This window comes from Thalassotalea agariperforans, assembly GCF_053470345.1.
The window spans coordinates 280490-300574 of record NZ_JBQMWH010000002.1 but is presented as its reverse complement, the minus strand read 5'-3'; the positions used below and the strand labels follow the sequence as shown (position 1 = coordinate 300574).

Annotated in this window: 15 protein-coding genes and 1 riboswitch; of the genes, 9 read left to right on the top strand and 6 right to left on the bottom strand. The window is 37.4% G+C overall.

The features are described 5' to 3' along the window. Positions 1 to 109: 109 nt before the first annotated feature. Complete coding sequence (gene astE, locus ACSLUO_RS04510; protein ID WP_448246577.1) at positions 110 to 1177, top strand: succinylglutamate desuccinylase; 1068 nt, start codon at positions 110 to 112, stop codon at positions 1175 to 1177. A 27-nt stretch (positions 1178 to 1204) separates the two neighbouring features. Continuing rightward, the gene (locus ACSLUO_RS04505) at positions 1205 to 1963 is read left to right on the top strand and encodes a Nif3-like dinuclear metal center hexameric protein (protein ID WP_448246576.1); all 759 of its coding nucleotides are present in this window, start codon (positions 1205 to 1207) and stop codon (positions 1961 to 1963) included. Positions 1964 to 2080: 117 nt separating this feature from the next. Here the strand turns inward: ACSLUO_RS04505 and ACSLUO_RS04500 are convergent, their stop codons facing one another. Then, a complete protein-coding gene (locus ACSLUO_RS04500; protein WP_448246574.1) occupies positions 2081 to 2851 on the bottom strand; it encodes an ElyC/SanA/YdcF family protein in 771 nt (256 codons plus the stop codon). A 210-nt stretch (positions 2852 to 3061) separates the two neighbouring features. On the opposite strand from ACSLUO_RS04500, the gene ACSLUO_RS04495 reads away from it, so the two are divergent. From ACSLUO_RS04495 to ACSLUO_RS04485, 3 genes are all read left to right on the top strand, one after another. Beyond that, the gene (locus ACSLUO_RS04495; protein WP_448246572.1) at positions 3062 to 3844 is read left to right on the top strand and encodes a substrate-binding periplasmic protein; all 783 of its coding nucleotides are present in this window, start codon (positions 3062 to 3064) and stop codon (positions 3842 to 3844) included. A 171-nt stretch (positions 3845 to 4015) separates the two neighbouring features. Continuing rightward, a riboswitch (Lysine riboswitch) is annotated at positions 4016 to 4207 on the top strand. 98 nt (positions 4208 to 4305) lie between these two features. Beyond that, a complete protein-coding gene (lysC, locus tag ACSLUO_RS04490) occupies positions 4306 to 5652 on the top strand; it encodes a lysine-sensitive aspartokinase 3 (RefSeq protein WP_448246570.1) in 1347 nt (448 codons plus the stop codon). 467 nt (positions 5653 to 6119) lie between these two features. Continuing rightward, complete coding sequence (locus tag ACSLUO_RS04485; RefSeq protein WP_448246569.1) at positions 6120 to 8906, top strand: restriction endonuclease; 2787 nt, start codon at positions 6120 to 6122, stop codon at positions 8904 to 8906. Between the two features lie 333 nt (positions 8907 to 9239). Here ACSLUO_RS04485 and ACSLUO_RS04480 read toward each other — a convergent pair whose 3' ends face one another. Then, complete coding sequence (locus ACSLUO_RS04480) at positions 9240 to 9620, bottom strand: ribosome recycling factor family protein (RefSeq protein WP_448246568.1); 381 nt, start codon at positions 9618 to 9620, stop codon at positions 9240 to 9242. Between the two features lie 108 nt (positions 9621 to 9728). Further along, complete coding sequence (locus tag ACSLUO_RS04475) at positions 9729 to 10499, bottom strand: hypothetical protein (protein ID WP_448246566.1); 771 nt, start codon at positions 10497 to 10499, stop codon at positions 9729 to 9731. A gap of 237 nt (positions 10500 to 10736) precedes the next feature. Here ACSLUO_RS04475 and cysB point away from each other — a divergent pair, with 237 nt between their 5' ends. Then, positions 10737 to 11711 carry an HTH-type transcriptional regulator CysB gene (gene cysB / locus ACSLUO_RS04470; protein WP_448246564.1) on the top strand — a complete coding sequence of 325 codons (975 nt, stop codon included), beginning with the start codon at positions 10737 to 10739 and terminating at the stop codon, positions 11709 to 11711. Positions 11712 to 11824: 113 nt separating this feature from the next. Here the strand turns inward: cysB and ACSLUO_RS04465 are convergent, their stop codons facing one another. The 3 genes from ACSLUO_RS04465 to pabB all read right to left on the bottom strand — a co-directional run bounded on the left by ACSLUO_RS04465 (position 11825) and on the right by pabB (position 14807). Further along, on the bottom strand, positions 11825 to 12556 hold the full coding sequence (locus ACSLUO_RS04465; protein ID WP_448246562.1) for a glutathione peroxidase: 732 nt from the start codon (positions 12554 to 12556) through the stop codon (positions 11825 to 11827). Positions 12557 to 12709: 153 nt separating this feature from the next. Next, entirely contained in the window at positions 12710 to 13324 is a 615-nt protein-coding gene (locus tag ACSLUO_RS04460) for a CoA pyrophosphatase (RefSeq protein ID WP_448246561.1), read from the bottom strand. 58 nt (positions 13325 to 13382) lie between these two features. Next, positions 13383 to 14807, bottom strand: coding sequence for an aminodeoxychorismate synthase component I (gene pabB / locus ACSLUO_RS04455; RefSeq protein ID WP_448246559.1), 1425 nt, complete (start codon positions 14805 to 14807; stop codon positions 13383 to 13385). A gap of 179 nt (positions 14808 to 14986) precedes the next feature. Here pabB and ACSLUO_RS04450 point away from each other — a divergent pair, with 179 nt between their 5' ends. The 3 genes from ACSLUO_RS04450 (at position 14987) to dnaJ (ending at position 20060) form a co-directional block, all read left to right on the top strand. Beyond that, entirely contained in the window at positions 14987 to 16501 is a 1515-nt protein-coding gene (locus ACSLUO_RS04450) for a fumarate hydratase (protein WP_448246558.1), read from the top strand. Between the two features lie 199 nt (positions 16502 to 16700). Next, positions 16701 to 18620 carry a molecular chaperone DnaK gene (gene dnaK / locus ACSLUO_RS04445; protein WP_448246557.1) on the top strand — a complete coding sequence of 640 codons (1920 nt, stop codon included), beginning with the start codon at positions 16701 to 16703 and terminating at the stop codon, positions 18618 to 18620. A gap of 300 nt (positions 18621 to 18920) precedes the next feature. After that, positions 18921 to 20060, top strand: a complete 1140-nt coding sequence (gene dnaJ / locus ACSLUO_RS04440) for a molecular chaperone DnaJ (protein WP_448246555.1) — start codon at positions 18921 to 18923, stop codon at positions 20058 to 20060. Positions 20061 to 20085: the final 25 nt, after the last annotated feature.

Below are 20085 nucleotides of genomic sequence, written 5' to 3'. Positions count from 1 at the left end.
TAAATGATAGTGAGCTTTTTTTTAATCTTCATATTCCGAGTTCAGGTTTTATAGCATATTGATGTACACTTATTGATAGCCTTTTCATGTTTTTTCGCTAGGTGTATTAATGTTAAATTTTCCAAAAACATTACAAGATAGTGCTGATTTTCTTAGTTTAACGCTAGCTCATGAATGGGCGATCCCAAGTTTTGAGTATAAAGTTAACAGCAGTACCGGTGTTAATATTCAGGTAACGGTATTAGATACAGGTATTATTTTATTTGAACCTGATGTTAATAATGCAGCCTATGTTGGTGAAGCCAAGCTTAAACATATTGTGCTTTCATGTGGTATTCATGGCAATGAAACCGCACCAATTGAGCTTTGTGCCAGTTTAATTAAGCAACTTTTATTAGGACAAATAGCGTTAGCCCATCGTGTTTTATTTATTATTGGCAACCCTGCGGCGATTAATCAAAATAAACGTTTTGTTGAAGAAAACCTCAATAGCTTATTTTCTAATACAGCGAAACAAATACAAGCTGCTGTTAATTTTGAACGTAAAAGGGCGGCACTGTTAGAAAGTGCTGTGCTTGAATTTTATCAACAATCAGCCAATGCTGAGCATAGATACCATTATGATCTGCATACGGCTATTCGAGCATCAAAACACGAAAAGTTCGCTATTTACCCTTTTTTACATGGCCAGCCTTGGCAGCAGGAGCAGCTAACCTTTTTAAAATTAGCTGGAGTGAATACCGTGTTATTTGCCAATGCGCCAACCAGTACTTTTAGCTATTTTTCTTCTCACCAATGTCATGCCAAAAGTTTTACCATTGAGTTAGGAAAAGCTAAGCCATTTGGTGAAAATAACATGGCAGATTTCGAAGCGATGAAAAAAGCCTTAATGGCTTTATTAACCAATAAAACATTAGCCTTAGCACCATTTAAGCAAACCGATTTTAATTTGTATGAAATACATCAACGAATCAATAAACAATCGGCTAACTTTGCTTTTAATTTTCCTGAAACAGCGGCAAATTTCACCTGTTTTAACTCTGGTGAATTAATAGCACAAGATGGCGAACTTCGTTATTATGCTCAACATAAAGGGGAGGCGATTTTATTCCCTAACGCTAATGTGCCGATTGGCCAGCGGGCTTTATTAACGGTAAAACCTTATGTTTTTTCTTAACCTACTTTAGTAAAAAAGGAACAACCCTTGCAAATATCAACCCTAGAGCAATATCTTAATGAGCTATTGCAACCACATGCAATTAAAGATTTTTGTCCGAACGGATTACAAGTTCAAGGTAAAACACAAATCAATAAAATAGTGACCGGGGTCACAGCAAGCCAAGCATTAATTGAGCAAGCGATTGAACTTAACGCTGATGCGTTATTAGTACATCATGGCTTTTTTTGGAAAAATGAATCTCCCACCATTACCGGTATGAAATATCAACGTATCAAAGCGTTACTTGATCACAACATCAATCTATTGGCTTATCATTTACCTTTAGATGTTCATCCTGAATTAGGTAACAATGCTCAGTTAGCTAAATTACTGGGTATTAAGGTGACCGGCTTAGTTGAAGAAAACAATCCGTTTTCTGTGGTGGTAAAAGGTGAATTAGCTAAACCAATGTCAGGTCAAAGTTTTAATCAATTATTAACCGACAAACTTAATCGTACGTCATTACACATTGCCAGCAGTTCGAATAAAGAAATAAAAACAGTGGCGTGGTGTACGGGTGGTGGCCAAGGTTATATTGAACTTGCCGCAGCGCAAGGTATTGATGCGTTTATTAGTGGCGAGGCCTCAGAGCAAACTACCCATGTTGCTAGAGAGATGGATATTCACTTTTTTGCAGCAGGCCATCATGCAACTGAACGATATGGCGCAAAAGCCTTAGGTGAACATTTGGCGCAGAAGTTTGAGCTGGATGTTGAATTTGTCGATATTAATAATCCTGTTTAGTTAACATACTTTAAAATATCAAGGGCGTTAAAGCTTGTTGAACCTAACTAACAAGCTTTAACGCTTATTTATTATTCATTGATTATTATTCATTAATTATTAATCATTAATCATTAATTATTTAAATAAATTTTTAAACCACTGCGCAACTAGCCCTAAAGTTTCGTACCAATAAACGGTGGTTTGCTCTAATTTAGTACTTTTAGGCGTATAATACTGCCAAGAAAACCCTTTTTTATTAACATCTCCTTTAACAAAAAAACTTGCTGGCGCGGCAATAACATCAACATTTTGTGCTTTAAAATAATTCATTGAACGGGTCATATGATCGGCATTGGTGATCAAAATAACTTTACTGCCTTTTACCCTAGGTGCAATTAACTCGGCTTCTTCTTCAGTATCTTTGGGGAAGTTTTCTGTCAAAATTCGAGATTTATCAATTCCCATTAATATGGCCGCTTCACGCATTTTTTCAGCATTTGACTCAGGATTATGACCAGCACTGCCAGACATAATAAGTTTGGCATTTGGGTGTAAATGCGCAATTCGAATGGCTTCAACTAAACGTTGTAATGAACAGGTTGCTAACTCTTGGGTTGCGGGTAACTGGCTATCACTAAAATGATAACAACCTAACGTAATAATATAACTAATGTTTTCTTCTACCTTAACATAAGCAGGGTAGTCATTTTCTAATGATTCTATTAACGGATTTGAAACTGGCGGGAATGACGCTAAAAATAATAGGCATGTACCGGCAATTAAACAGCGAAAACTGATTTTGCTATTTTTTTTATATTGCCAAATTGCAACAAACAATAAAATAAGCACAAGGCTAAGTGGCATTAATAATATGCCAATAACTTTTTTAAAAAAAAACAATTCCATAATCAAGAGCAGGTGAGCGTTTGGGTGGTCAAAACTATATCAAATAAATACCGGTTTGCCTGCAGTTGGATAATTAAAATTAACCTAATTATGCATTTTTACTTTGATTTTTATGAAAAAATTAGATTTAAGCCTCGTGATTTTGCTTTATTGGCGACTAACTTCTAGCATTATTAGTATCGGTTTAACGTTTCTTAATTATTGAGCTCTATGGTATTTATTCGACAATTTCTAGTGATCACTATACTGATGATTACTTTCTTTTTTAGCCGCGATATTTTTGCAGCAAAGCTCACGGTAGTAACTGAGCATTTAGCGCCGTTTCAAATAGTATCTAAGGGAAAGATCACAGGGTTTGCTACTGAAATTGTTGAAGCGATGCTAGAGCATTCAAAATTAAATTATGAACTGGTTGCTCATTCTTGGTCTGTGTCGTTTTATCGTGCACAAAAAGAAAAGAACACCTGTATCTTTTCATTAAGTCGTATTCCTGAACGCGAACATTTATTTCAGTGGCTTGGCCATATCGGTACAAGTACTATCTCTTTTTATGGATTAAAGAGTAGTCCCATTAGTATCAGTAACTTAAATGAAGCGAAAAAATATAAAATTGCGGTTATAAAAGATGATGTCACTCATCACTTTTTATTATCGAAAGGTTTTGTTGAAAATGAAAATTTATACGTGATGGCTAATAATAAAGGTTTATTAAAATTACTCGAAATATCAAATCGAAACATTGATTTAGTGGTATTGAATGATGACTTATTACATTACCGAGTTAATAAACAAGATGAGTTAATAAAATATAAAAACTTTTTTCAATTAAAAAACTTAATGTTAGATTTTTATTTTGCCTGCAGTTTAACTACCGAACAATCGATAATACAGCAATTAAGCAATTCAATGACAGTATTAGAACAGCGAGGTGATTTTGATAAAATAAGACAAAACTGGCAGAAAAAAATGAAAAATTTGCTCCTAAAAAAATAACTAAATTGTTACGCTAGTTAAGCAATTCCCTTGAATAATTAGTATTTCTCCATCACTTCCCGCTATCTTCAATTAAGCCATTTTTAATGGTTGATTTTATTTTTTGGATCGTGTCTAATAGCGGCCGTTATTTAATCTAGATTTTTTACTCTAAAAGTATTTAGTTTGAATAACACCAGAAGAGGCGCGAAAACTAGGTAAGATTTGCGAGGAACCACCATTCCAAAGACCATTTCCTAGGGAGTTTATCGCCGAGAGCTTTATTTGAGTGGCAAATCAAGCTCGGTTGTTAAGGTTGAATCCTTACAATTGTCACCGCTAATTTTTATTGAAAAATTAGCAGGGTGGAGAGCTTCTGGCTGAAATTGTTTCGTATCGGTGGTTGATCAATTACCGTTCTTACTGCTCAGTCATGCTCTTCCTTAAATTTTATTAGCGATAGCTAACTTAGGGAGACCTTAATGTCTAAATTAACCGTAGCCAAATTTGGCGGAACCAGTGTTGCCGATCATGAAGCCATGTTACGTTGTGCTCAGATCATCAAAAACGATCCAAGTAACCGATTAGTTGCTGTTTCAGCAAGTTCAGGTGTTACTAATTTATTAGTACGTTTAAGCCAACAAGATGTGCCAGCTCAAGAACAACTTGAGATTATTTCACAAATTAAAGATATTCAATTAAACATTACTCAACATTTAGCTAACCAAGCTGAACTTAATGTTTTAGTTGATGACTTATTAGCGGAATTAGCTAATCTTGCTGCCCATCAAGCTGAGCACCACAATCTAAAAACGGCTGACAGTATTCTTTCCTACGGTGAGCAATTTAGCTCTAATATTTTTGCGGAAGTATTAAGAAGCATTGGTGTAAATGCTGAACAATTTGACGTTCGTCAGGTTATGAAAACTAACAGTTTATATGGTGCTGCGGCAGTTGATTTAGAACAAGTGCAAAGCCATACCGATGAAATTTTAAAGCCGTTATTAGCTGAAAAAGTAATCGTGACTCAAGGCTTTATTGGTCAAGATGGTTTAGGCAATACAACTACACTTGGTCGTGGTGGCTCAGATTATAGTGCCGCTATTTTAGCAGAAGCATTACATGCTGATAACTTAGCTATTTGGACTGATGTTTCGGGTATTTATACCACAGACCCACGTATTACTTCGCAAGCGCGTGCTATCCCTGAAATTAGTTTTGATGAAGCGGCCGAAATGGCAACTTTTGGTGCTAAAATTTTACACCCAGCAACGCTTATCCCTGCTATGCGTAAAAATATTCCTGTTTTTGTTGGTTCAAGTAAAGAACCTGAGAAAGGTGGAACTCGTATTCAACAAACAGTTGACTCAAACCCTACTTACCGTTCAATTGCTTTACGTCGTGAGCAAACCTTAGTAACGGTAAAAAGCCCAGCTATGTTGCATGCCAGTGGCTTTCTAGCCAAAGTTTTTGCTATTTTAGCTAAACATGAATTAAGTGTTGATTTGATCACCACCAGTGAAATTAGTGTTGCGTTAACATTTGATAACCCAACAGGTTCAACCCAGTCATTAATCACAGGTGTTGTTGTTAAAGAGTTAGAAGAGCTATGTGAAGTAACTGTTGAACGTGGTTTATCGTTAGTTGCGGTGATTGGTAACGACATGCATTTAACTAAAGGCATAGGTCGTACTATTTTTGATAACCTAACTAACTTCAACGTTCGCATGATTTGTCATGGTGCCAGTGAAAATAACTTATGTTTCTTGGTTGATGAAAAAGATGCCAACCCAGTTGTTGAAAAATTACACGACTGCTTGTTTTCGTAGTTTTATATCAAGATAAAACAAATGACATGAAAGGGCTTTTTAAAGCCCTTTTTTATTGCTGTTCAATAAATGGCTAATTGTTATCTTAAGTTCAGGTTGACCTAGTTGCTGGGTTTAGTTGTAACATCATTAAGTTTAGTCGCTCATATTTTGACAGGTTTGCATAAAAGGTTAGCGTCTGGGTTTATTACCTTTCGAGTATGGTTAAAATAAATTTTTAAATCGTTTGTAAACTTTCGTCAGGTAAGCGTACATTTAACCATCTTTCCACAGCCACATTTTTATTAGAATAATTAATTACTTGATATTATGGGAATATCTCAGTAAGTTTCTGTTTATTAATTTAATAATAGTCGTGTGATAGCTTGTTTATATAAGGGCTTTTGCACGTCTGATAAGCTGTTAGGGCGCCGAGCTAGCCACAGAAATTATCATGCTCGAAATAAAATAGGTTTGAAGGACGCAGAATGAAAATAGATGTTGCATGTAAGAAAGGAAGTAGCAAAAAAGCAAAGGGAGATCTTCTAGAAAAATTGGCGAAGAAACTCCTATTAGCTCAGAATTATGATGTTATCGAAGAAATTAGAACTGTCGGTGCTGAGCTGGATCTTCTGTGTAAACATCGGGTAAATGCAAAAGAAATATATGTAGAGTGTAAAGCTCAAAAAGATCCTATTTCAGCCCCTGTTTTGAGACAGTTGTGGGGGACGGTAGACTTTGAAGAATACTCTGAGGGATGGTTAATTTCGACTTCTGAGTTTACCAAAGATGCCAAAGGGTTTGTTGAAAGTTGGAAGGGGAAATCTAAAGAGAAATCTGAGAGGTTAAGCTTCTACCAACCTTTAGCAATTATTGAAGCGTTAAAAAGCTCATCTATTATTTGCGATCCTCCAAAATCTACAGCAGCGCAATTTCTTGGTAATCCAGAAGATCTTGGAGATTGGACTTTACTAGTATCTGAATTTGGAATGTATTGGTGTGTCTATACCTTGAAGGGTGGAGCACCTTATGGAATTTTGATATATAGTGCTTCAAGCGGTAAGCATATTCGTGACATTGATACTATTCAAAATCTAGCAACTCTGGATTCAACTATTGCAGACTATGATCTAAATGTTGGGCTAAATGAAGAAACACCTACTACTCTAAGCATACCCAAGAAGTTACCTCCTGTTGTTCAAGTTCAAATTGGCGAATCGTGGGATGATTATCGACCAGCACGCCCTGAGGACTTTGTGGGTCGGGATGCTACTCAAAAAGATATCTTAAACTTTTTAGGCAATTCAAAAGAGAATTCAGGTACGAAAATATTCGCTATAACTGGCAATTCAGGCCTTGGGAAAAGCTCTTTAATTGCAAAACTTAGGGATAGATCTAGAAATAAACGATACAAAAATAAGTACTTTGTCTATGCGGTAGATATTCGTGGTGCTCGTGAGCCGTCATATATTCCAGCTTCTTTGGTTGCATCTTTAAGAGAGGCTCAAAAGTCTGGCTTTGGCGACGAAGTAGAAATTAGCCTGACTGACCCAAGTTCCCCCCTTAATTCGAGTAGCATTCAAGATTATTTACAATCATTAAGTCGAAAAGGGCAGGTTGTTTGTCTGGTATTCGATCAATTTGAAGAGCTTTACTCTAAACCGGACTTGTTTGGTATCTTTAATGCTGCCAAAGACTTAATGCTAGACGTTGCAAGCAATCAAGGAAATTTAGTTTTAGGGTTTGCATGGAAAACGGATAGTACAACTCAACAAGATCATCCAGCTTATCATTTATGGCATGAGTTAGCGGATCACAGGAGAGAATACCGTTTAGATGTTTTTGAAAATGGTGAAATTTCAAAGTCAATTACAAAATTCGAAAAAGAGATTGGCCAAAAAATATCTGCCGAAATAAGGCATCAAATTTCTGAGGTTAGTCAAGGGTTTCCATGGCTTTTAAAAAAGTTATGTATCAACTTGTATGAAGGAATGTCAAAAGGTGAAAAAGTAGACTCAGTGCTACTTGATCTAGACATTGAGCGACTATTCCAAGCAGATCTAAATATCCTTTCACATCCTGAATCGGTATGTTTGAAACTTATTGCTCAGAAAGCACCTGCTGATTGGAGTGAGATTATAGAAACGTCAGGAGCGACAGTTTTAAATAACCTTGTTCACAAACGATTAGTAATAAAGAGCGGAGATCGATTAAACGTCTATTGGGATATCTTTAAGGATTATCTTTTAACAGGACGGGTTCCTGTTGTTCCTTATAACTACATACCAACATCAGACCCTTCCTCTCTTATAAATATATGCACCAAACTAAAAAATACAGAATTCACTGACTCCGAGAATATTGGGGGTATGGTCGGACTTGGTGAGAAGACAGTATGGAATATTGGAGCGGACTTAGTAATGCTTGGTTTAGCTGAGCGAGAAGGTACTTCATTCAAGGTAAGTAAGAAGCTTGCATCTAATGACGAAAGTGCAATTTTGAAAAGTCTGCGGGAAACTCTTGGCAAGCATTCTCTTAAAGTTGCACTATTTAAAAGCTATTCGGGGAAGACGATTACACTAGGTACTGTTCGTGAAGTATTCCAAAGTTGCATTCCAAGAGCCAAATTTGGAGAGAAGACTTGGAGTATTTATTCTAACAGGTTAATAAATTACTTGATTTATAGTGGTTATTTACTGCGAGCAGGGAATGATCTGGTTGTGCAAGATACTGGTGCAGCTTTGGTCGATAGAGATGGTCTTGCTCGTAGAGGAAAACAAAGAGGAAAGGTATTTTCTGGTTCGGTATCCCCTTTTGCAACTTATACTACTCTCAAAGGTATACCTAATTCGGGAGTTAAGATTGAAACAATTAAAAGAAATGAACTCTCAATGCTTAAAAGGTTTGAGTTAGTGACAGTTAAAGGTGATGTAGTACTTCCAAATAGTGACTCCATTAATAAATCTGGCGGAATAAAAGAGGCAATATGGGCTGCAGCAAAGAATGAAAGCTCATTAATAAAATGCGTAAATATATTTCAAGATGCCCCTAATACCCATGCCAGAGATATTGCCGCCTATATTTCTGATGAATATGGCTTAAACTGGTCAGAAGGTTCCAAAACAAGAAATGGTAGAGTATTAAAGCAGTGGTCTTTGTGGGTAAAAGAAGGAATAGAAAAGTCTGAGGTTCCTCTTCCACCCGGCCGCCCTAACAAGAAAATCAACAAGAGCAATGATCTACCCTCGATAAAACGGACACCAAAATCTAATTAAAGGTGAGGTGTTCTATGCCGAAGTACAATAATTCAAGACGTACTTGGCAGTATTCAAACAACTTTAAAGTCAACGCTATTTAACCTGAACTCGGGATAAGAAATTAGCTAACAATATGAAATAAATATACTTTATGATATTTCACATATTCTAGCTTGATGTTTTTTCTTAGTACAAGGCAAATTTAAGCGCCAATAGCGAGCCTCGGCTTTGGTTCAAACGTCGCTCTACCTTCCCCATCCATGGGGGCGTATTGCAATTAAATTTAACGCAGTAATAAGGAAAAACAGCTGCTAGAAAGCAAGTTGTTATCCCTAGTTCAGGTTATTCAACCTAGTCATCAGAAAACTCTATTTCATCGATAACTTTTCGCGCCTGTGAAATGGTGCAGTCGGTTTTTGCCATTAATTCATTCACCGTAATACCCGGTTTGTTTTTGGCAATTTGTAATAAGCTTTCAAAGGTGGTGTAGGTAACATGTTCGCGTAATTTTTTAGCCACCCATTGCCAGCTGGTTTCTTGATTGGATTCAATGGTATTGATAATGTCTTCAAGTTGCTCACGATTGGCTTTTAATTGCCAATTTCTTGAACGGCCAATCCGGTTTAATTCACCACCCAATTCACGGATCTTTGCTTTTAAGGCATAAGCTTTCATCACTCTTCGAAGAAACGAGGGCAGAATTATTTGAATAATGCTGGTGTTCAATGGCATAACGTTGTTGTAAAAATTAACCTTGGTTTGATTATATCGTGAAGTAGATAAAATAAGTTAAAAAAAAGCCAGCAATCAATCAGCTGGCTTGATAAAAAAGGTAATAACTTACCATTTTTTCTTTGGTTGAAATAACATGTCTAAATCGTCTTCTTCTGATTTTGCTTTTTTCGCTCGATCTTCGGCATTGGTATTACGTAATTCGTTAGTTATTTCTTCTAATTTATCTTCTATTTCTTGTTTTTTCTGGTCTTTATAGTCAGAAGGGGCAGCATTATCAGCAATAGATTGTAATGCTTTTTCTAAATACTGTCGGGCTGAGCCGATCATGCCGTTGCTATAAGCTTGGTTGGCGCGTTTAAATAAACTTTCCACATTAATTTTTAGTTGAATAGCATCTAAGCGTTTATCTTCAAGTAAAAATGTTGAGGCGTCTAAGGCACCTTTTGACTGCTCAGTTTTTAACGTTGCTCTAACTTTTTTGATCACTTGTAAGATAGAAACTAAGTGTTGCTCATTCTCAGGTAAGGTAAAGTGCTCTTCTTGTGGTGTGTGATTGGCTGCTAATTCTTTGGCGGCGTTATAGCGCGACTCATATTCTTTAATACGACCATTTATATTTTTGGTTTCAGGCATGATTTCTTTCATCGCCTTAATCGCATTTAAGCTTCTTTTGTATAAAATCTCACTTAAAATAGGGCTTGAAGGAATATTGGCTAAATTTAAAATTAAGTCTTCTGTTTCGTTAATGATCGCTTTTTGTTTAGCTGCACGCCTACGTCTTTCTTTTTCTATTTTTTCTTTATGCTGTTGAATTGCGTTTACTACAACTACGATTACTAGTAGTGCAATAATCAACCCAATGATGATCATCATCATAGTTAATACTCTTCTTCTAATGAAACTACTGCTAGCAGTCTACAAAAAATGTTTGGCTTCGCATAGAGTTATCATCTGTTAACTTGAATATTTGTGCTAAAGTTCAGCAAGTAATATTCAAAATTGTGATAACTTTATTACTTATCTAATGATAAATAGCCAAGTTAAAAAATTATGTTGGCATAATGCCTCGTTTTTGTATATATTTTTGATATAAGTACCTAGGTTATAAAAACAATGAAACTCCAACAATTACGTTATATCGTCGAAGTATTAAATAATAATTTAAACGTTTCGGCAACGGCAGAAAGCCTTTTTACTTCCCAACCAGGGATCAGTAAACAAGTGCGTATGCTTGAAGATGAATTAGGTATTCAAATTTTTGGTCGTAGTGGTAAACATTTAACCCATGTTACCCCCGCGGGAAATGAGGTCATTAATATTGCGACCCAAATTTTATCAAAAGTTGAAGCAATAAAAGCGGTAGCGCGTGAACATACGCAGCCAGATGAAGGTAAGTTGCGTATTGCTACAACTCACACTCAGGCTCGGTATGCATTACCTGAAGTGATTCAAGGCTTTATTAAAAAGTTTCCAAAAGTTTCATTACATATGTACCAAGGTACACCATCACAAATTAGTGATGCGGCAGCCAAAGGTGAGGCCGACTTTGCCATAGCAACTGAATCTTTACACTTGTATAACGACTTGATCATGCTGCCTTGTTACCATTGGAATCGCAGCATTATTGTTCGCGCAGATCATCCATTAGCGCAGAAAAAAGATATCAGTATTGAAGATATTGCCGACTATTCATTAGTAACTTATGTTTTTGGTTTTACAGGGCGTTCAGAATTAGACACGGCCTTTAGTGCTGCAGGTGTTGAACCTAAAATTGTTTTTACAGCAACTGATGCCGATGTTATTAAAACTTATGTCCGTTTAGGCGTTGGTGTCGGTGTTGTTGCTTCTATGGCGGTTGATGATGAAACGGATAAAGATTTAGTGAAAATTGACGCTAGCCATTTGTTTAAACGCAGCACAACTAAAATTGGCTTTCGACGCGGAACTTTTTTACGTAGTTATATGTTTGACTTTATTGAACGTTTTGCCCCGCACTTAAATCGTGATTTAGTGACTAAAGCGATGTTATTAAAAAACAATCATGAAATCGAAGAATTGCTTGCAGATATAGAATTACCCACTAAATAACCTAAACAGACCTTAATATTAATTGGTCAAAATAGAGATAAACTAAAAAGGCCGTTTCTACTGAAACGGCCTTTTTGCATTTTAATTGCTAAGTAAACAGTTAAGTTTTGTGATTATTTAGCAAAGTAATTTTCTAAGTCGTCACTGCCGCCAATATGGGTACCACCAATAAATATTTGTGGTACCGTTGAACGATTACTTACGGCACGTAAACTTACTGTTGTTGCATCTTTACCTAATACCACTTCTTCAAAGCTTAAACCTTTTTCTTTTAATAAGGCTTTTGCTTTTGCACAAAATGGGCAGCCAGGCTTTGAGAACACAGTGATTGACTCTTGTAACTGATGCTCTGGAGCGATGTAATTTAACATGGTATCAGCATCTGATACGTCAAACGGGTCGCCAGGTACATCGGCTTCAATAAACATTTTTTCTACAACACCATTTTTAACTAACATGCTGTAGCGCCAAGAGCGTTTGCCAAATCCGATATCACTTTTGTCAACTAACATGCCCATGCCATCAGTGAAAGCACCGGTACCATCAGGAATGAAAGTAATATTTTCTGCTTCCTGATCGTCTTTCCAAGCATTCATAACAAACGTGTCGTTCACCGAAACACATAAAATGTCATCAACGCCGTATTGTGCAAAAACCGGCTTTAATTCGTTATAACGTGGTAAATGGCTTGATGAACAGGTTGGTGTGAAAGCACCAGGTAAGCTGAAAACGATCACTGTTTTATTATCAAACAATTCAGCAGTAGAAACATTTACCCAAGCATCACCTTGACGGGTCGGAAATGTAATTTGTGGAACTTTTTGACCTTCTTTTGATTGCAACATAATTTTTCCTTATCTTTAAAATTAGCTTTTGTGAAGCAAGTGTTTTGAACTGGGTTTATTATTGACTAATAATCCTAATCATTAAAATTGATTTATTAGATTGTTGTAATTCATAAAAGCGATTGTGATTTACTCGTGATTTGACAATCACCGTTAATTTTTTATGTGCATAGCTAAATCTTTTAGCATCGCTGCCGTAGCACCCCATATATTATAGTGCTGATATGGCATAAATGTGACGGGGTGTTGACGACCATTTATATGGCTAAGCACAGTAAAATGATTATTTTTATTGGTAATAAAACTGAGCGGTACTGAAAATACTTCGGCTACCTCGTTTTCATCAATTGTAAAATTAGTTGGGTAATTAATTAAAGCAACGATAGGATGAACTTGAAAGCCGGTTTTAGTTTGGTAACTATTAAGCTTGCCTAAAATTTGGCAGTTATCGGCACTTAAACCAATTTCTTCTTCGGCTTCTCTAAGTGCCGTTGCCGTTAAATTTGTATCTGTTGGTTCAACTTTCCCGCCGGGAAAAGAAACTTGGCCAGCGTGATGTTTTAGGTGTGAGGCCCGTAAAGTAAATAAAATATGCAGTTGCTGATTTTTTTCAAACAAGGGAACAAGTACCGCCGCTTGTTTTAATGTGCTTTTACCAACATTAGCTTGCGGTGTTTGCGAGCTAAAATTAATGTTTGCATTAAAGCGATAGCCCGCTTTGGCTAACGTAAATAGATGAAAACGAGGTAAAAACTGTGTTTTATTCATCTATTGATTAAAGCATATCGATAGCTATTTAGAAATATAAAACGAAGAATTTTATGCCTTATAACTGTGACAAAATAGGTAAGATTTTATTCACTTTGTCGATGGTTTCTTGATATTCACTAGCGACATTGGAATCGGCCACTAAACCACCACCGGCCCAACAATGTATTTGGTTATTTTCACATATTAGTGTGCGAATGGTAATACTCGTGTCCATATTGCCACAAGCAGAAATATAACCAATAGAACCGCAATACAAGTTACGGCGTTGGGGTTCTAATTCGTCAATAATTTCCATTGCTCTTATTTTTGGCGCGCCAGTGATTGAACCGCCAGGAAATGCACCGCGCAATAAATCGGTAGCGTTAAAGCCAGATTCAAGCTGACCTTCAACAGTGCTAACCAAATGATGAACGGATGGGAAACTTTCAATAGCAAATATTTCCGGTACTTTGACGCTGCCGGGCACACAAACTTTACTGAGATCATTTCTTAATAAATCAACAATCATCAAGTTTTCAGCGCGATCTTTTGTGGCTACTTTTAATTCATCAGCAAGCTGCTGATCAATGACGGCATCGCTATGGCGAGGGCGAGTACCTTTTATGGGTTTGGTTTGCACTTTGTTATTACTAAGCTTTAAAAAACGCTCGGGCGAAACACTTAATACGGCTGAATTTTCTAAGCGAATAAAAGCAGAAAAGGGCGCTTTATTATGTTTGCGCAAATGCTGATAAGCGGTAAATTCATCACCGCTATAGTGCGCACTAAAGCGCTGCGCTAAATTAATTTGGTAACAATCACCCGACAATAAATAGTTTTGTACTTGGGCAAATTTTTCTTGGTACGCTTGCTCTGTCATATTTGCTTGCCAGTCACTGGTTAAAGCAAAAGCTGTGGTTGCTGGTGAGCTTGATAATAAATTTTGTATTTCGGTTTTTAATAATGGCAATTTATCTTTGGGTGCAACTAACTGAAAGCTGTTGTTTTTGCGATCGTAAATCACCGCATGGCTATATATCCCGACCGCCATATCAGCTTGTTGAATGTCTTTTATTGCTTGATTGGGTAAATTTTCAAACCGTCGCCCCAAGTCGTAAGCAAAGTAACCAATACCACCACCGCAAAAAGGTACCGACTGTGCAACATCAGGCTTGATGTGGTCAACAAAAGTAAGCGCAATTAATTGTTGTATTAACGTTAATGGATCATCAGTTGAGGTGATTGTTTGCGCCGTTAAGTTATTGCTCACTTGAGTGGATTTATCGTTGGTGACGAGCGTGAACTCAGGTTGCCAAACAATAATATCAAAGCGGCTATCAACATGGTTTGACTCACAAGAGTCTAACCACATCGCCCAAGGTTTATCTTTAATACAGCGAAATAAATCTTCTGGATATTGAAGATTATTAAAAACAATATTGCTTACTTGAATATCGTTAAATTTTGGTAGATTAGTAAAAGCTTGCAAGCTGTCTAGCATTGTTATGAGTACCGCGGTTAATCGAAATTATAAAATTAGTAAAAATGTACTATGCTCAACCTTGTTTAACGGTTGAACTACTAGCAGCAAGGGATTAAGCAAGGTATGATATCGGCAATTTTTCAACTTTCAACAAAAGAATTAGCTTCTAACTCACTTCATCATAAATAGAGAAAGTTATGACAACCATAAAACAAGAAGATTTTATTGAAAGTATTGCTGACTCGTTGCAATACATTTCATATTACCACCCATTAGACTTTGTACAAGCGCTAGAAAAAGCTTATCACAAAGAAGAAAGTACCGCGGCTAAAGATGCTATCGCTCAAATTTTAATTAACTCAAGAATGTCGGCTCATGGTAAACGTCCTATTTGCCAAGATACCGGTATTGTCACTTGTTTTGTTAAAGTTGGTATGGATGTTAAATGGGATAAAACCGATTTAACCGTTCAACAAATGGTTGATGAAGGCACGCGCCGTGCTTATATGAATCCTGACAACCCATTACGTGCATCTATTGTTGCTGACCCTGCTGGCAAACGTATTAATACTAAAGATAATACACCATCAGTAGTGCATATTGATTTGGTTGCTGGCAATGAAGTTGAAGTGATGATCGCAGCCAAAGGCGGCGGCAGTGAAAATAAAACCAAAATGGTAATGTTAAACCCATCAGATTCGATTGCTGATTGGGTGGTTAAAACTTTACCAACAATGGGCGCGGGTTGGTGTCCACCTGGCATGTTAGGTATAGGTGTTGGTGGTACTGCGGAAAAAGCTGGTGTGTTAGCAAAAGAAAGTTTGATGGATCCGGTTAACATTCAAGAATTAATTGAACGTGGCCCGCAAAATGCCGAAGAAGAATTACGTTTAGAAATTTACGAACGTGTTAATAAATTAGGTATTGGCGCGCAAGGTTTAGGCGGTTTAACAACGGTTGTTGATGTTAAAATTAATTCGGTACCTACTCACGCGGCCTCAAAACCGGTAGTGATGATCCCTAACTGTGCGGCAACACGCCATGTGCATTTTCATTTAGATGGCTCAGGCCCTGCCGATTTAACGCCACCTAAATTAGAAGAGTGGCCAGAAATTACTTGGGAAGTAGGTGAAAATGTTCGCCGTGTTAATGTTGATGACTTGAAAAAAGCCGATGTTAGCGAATGGAAAACGGGCGAAACAGTTTTATTGTCAGGCACTATTTTAACTGGTCGCGATGCTGCGCATAAACGTATTCAAGATATGTTAGCTAAGGGCGAAAAGTTACCGGTTGATTTCACGGATAAATTTATTTATTACGTAGGCCCTGTTGATGCTATTGGTGACGAAGCGGTAGGTCCTGCAGGCCCAACAACAGCAACACGTATGGATAAATTTACCGAAATGATGTTAGCGGAAACTGGCTTGTTAGGCACTATTGGTAAAGCAGAACGTGGTGCGGCAACTTGCGAAAGTATTAAAAACCATAAGTCGGTTTATTTAATGGCGGTAGGTGGCGCAGCTTACCTTGTTTCTAAAGCGATCAAAAAAGCCAAAGTTGTTGCTTTTGAAGATATGGGAATGGAAGCGATTTACGAATTTGAAGTTGAAGACATGCCGGTAACTGTTGCGGTTGATAGCACAGGTGAGTCGGCGCATGTAACTGGCCCACAAATTTGGCAGAAAAAAATTGAGGTAATGGACGCTAAATAGCAACCACATCACTCAAATTTCGAAGCCGCAGTATTGCGGCTTTTTTTATGCAATAGAAAAAACAGGTATTATACGGATTGGTATTATTTCAAAAAAAATTCATTTTTTTTTACATTTTCTATTGAAACCTTATTTCAAGCCCCCATTAACTTCTCATCGAAAGAAAATAATTGTTTTAACGTATTCGGAGATCCTAAAGATGGGCAAAATTATTGGTATTGACCTAGGGACAACTAACTCATGTGTAGCTGTTCTTGATGGCGACAAAGTTCGTGTAATTGAAAATGCAGAAGGCGATCGTACAACTCCTTCAATCATCGCGTATACCGATGAAGGTGAAACGTTAGTTGGTCAACCAGCTAAACGTCAAGCGGTAACTAACCCTAAAAATACATTATTCGCGATTAAACGTTTAATTGGTCGTCGTTTTGAAGATAAAGAAGTTCAACGTGATATCGGCATCATGCCATTTGGTATTGTTAAAGCCGACAACGGTGATGCTTGGGTAACGGCTCGTGATAAAAACGTAGCGCCACCACAAGTTTCTGCTGAAGTTCTTAAGAAAATGAAGAAAACAGCTGAAGACTACTTAGGTGAAACAGTAACTGAAGCAGTAATTACTGTTCCTGCTTACTTTAACGATTCACAACGTCAAGCAACTAAAGATGCTGGCCGTATTGCGGGTCTTGATGTTAAACGTATCATCAACGAACCGACAGCAGCAGCACTTGCTTACGGTATGGACAAAAAACAAGGTGACAAAGTTGTTGCTGTTTACGATTTAGGTGGTGGTACTTTCGATATCTCAATTATTGAAATTGATGAAGTAGAAGGTGAGCACACGTTCGAAGTATTAGCAACGAACGGTGACACTCACTTAGGTGGTGAAGATTTTGATAACCGCTTAATCAACTATCTTGTAGAAGAATTCAAGAAAGATTCAGGCATGGATTTAACAAAAGATCCATTAGCGATGCAACGTTTAAAAGAAGGTGCTGAAAAAGCAAAATGTGAGCTTTCTTCTGCGCAATCTACTGATGTTAACTTACCTTACATCACAGCTGACGCTTCTGGTCCTAAGCACATGAACATTAAGATCAGCCGTGCTAAGTTAGAGTCATTAGTTGAAGACATGGTTAAAGCAACCTTAGAGCCATTAAAACAAGCGCTTAAAGATGCTGATTTATCAGTAAGTGAAGTTAGCGATGTTATTTTAGTTGGTGGTCAAACACGTATGCCGTTAGTACAAAAAACGGTAACTGACTTCTTTGGTAAAGAGCCACGTAAAGATGTAAACCCTGATGAAGCGGTTGCTGCTGGTGCTGCAATTCAAGGTGGTGTTTTATCTGGTGATGTAACTGACGTATTATTATTAGACGTTACGCCATTATCATTAGGTATTGAAACCATGGGTGGTGTGATGACTAAAGTTATCGACAAAAACACAACAATCCCAACGAAGCAATCGCAAACGTTCTCAACAGCTGAAGACAATCAATCAGCAGTAACAGTACATGTTGTACAAGGTGAGCGTAAGCAAGCTTCAGCTAACAAATCACTTGGTCAATTTAACTTAGAAGGTATTGATCCAGCACCACGTGGTACGCCACAAATCGAAGTAACTTTCGATATTGATGCGGATGGTATTTTGCATGTAACTGCAAAAGACAAAAATACCGGTAAAGAGCAAAAAATTACCATTAAAGCTTCTTCAGGTTTATCAGATGATGAAGTGGATCAAATGGTACGTGACGCAGAAGCAAATGCTGATGCTGATGCTAAGTTTGAAGAGTTAGTAACTGCTCGTAACCAAGCTGATGGTATGATCCACGCTACACGTACACAAATTACTGAAGCGGGTGATGATTTACCAAGCGAAGATAAAGAGAAAATTGAAGCGGCAATTACCGATTTAGAAACAGCACGTAAAGGTGATAGCAAAGAAGAAATCGATGCTAAATCTCAAGCATTAATGGAAGCTTCTGCTAAGTTAATGGAAATTGCTCAAGCTAAGTCGCAAGCTCAAGGTGGCGCGGAAGGTGCAGCTGAAGCTGATTCTGCTCCAGCAGGCGATGACGTAGTTGACGCTGAATTTGAAGAAGTTAAAGACGACAAATAATTTACTGGTTTGTTTGAGTGCTTTCGCTCGATGTCGTTGTTGAAAGTGCTCACATACATTTGTATGCTGTGCGCTTTCGCCTAGACCTCAAACGAAATCATCACAATCAAACGGCGTAAATGTCGTTGTATAAACAAGAATTATAAAGCGTCGTTAATCGGCGCTTTGTTATATTCATTAATACGTGGTGTAACTGATTTTTATTTGTTTAGTGATTTATTTTTTAACGGATTCATTTTGGTTAATAAATGGCTAAACAAATTAAATTCCCATTTTTAAAGTATTTGAAGTAAGAAAAATATGTCAAAACGTGATTATTATGAAGTATTAGGTGTATCAAAAGATGCATCAGAACGCGATATTAAAAAAGCCTATAAACGCTTAGCGATGAAGTTTCACCCGGATCGTACTCAAGGTGATAAATCGAAAGAAGAGCAGTTTAAAGAAGTTAAAGAGGCTTATGAAGTACTGAATGATGATCAAAAGCGTGCCGCTTATGATCAATATGGTCATGCAGCTTTTGAACAAGGCGGACATGGCGGTGGCGGTTTTGGCGGCGGTCAAGACTTCGGCGATATTTTTGGCGATGTTTTTGGTGATATTTTTGGTGGTGGCCGAGGTGGTCGTGGTGGTCAATCACGTTCACGCAGAGGCTCAGATCTTCGTTACAATTTAGAAATGACCTTAGAAGATGCAGTTCGAGGTAAGTCGGTAGAATTAAAAGTGCCTACTTATGTTAGCTGTGAACCTTGTAATGGTAGCGGTGCGAAAAAAGGCACTAGCGCTAAAACTTGTTCAACTTGTCATGGTCATGGTCAAGTACAAATGCGTCAAGGCTTATTTGCTGTTCAGCAAACTTGTCCAACGTGTTCTGGCCAAGGTAAAGTTATTTCTGATCCATGTACTTCATGTCGTGGTCAAGGACGTGTTGAGAAAACCAAAACCCTTAACGCTAAAATTCCTGCAGGGGTTGATACCGGTGACAGAATTCGCTTAACCGGCGAGGGTGAAGCGGGTGAGCATGGCGCACCAGCAGGCGACTTGTATGTACAAGTTAGTGTTAAAGATCATAAGATTTTTGTTCGTGATGAAAACAACCTATTTTGTGAAGTTCCGATCAGTTTTACTACCGCGGCTTTAGGTGGTGAAATTGAAGTACCAACGCTTGAAGGCAAGGTAAAACTGAAAATACCAAAAGAAACCCAAACCGGAAAAATGTTCCGCTTACGTGGTAAAGGTGTTAAATCAGTGCGCAGTTCAGTGGTTGGCGACTTAATGTGTAAAGTGGTTATTGAAACACCAGTTAACTTATCTAGTGCACAAAAAGACTTATTGAAGCAATTAGAAACAGGTATAGAAAGCAAGCGCTCTCATCATAGCCCAAAAGAAACAGGCTTTTTTGACGGTGTGAAAAAGTTTTTTGATGATTTAAAAAGCTAACTAATTCTAACTTTGTGAATGACTA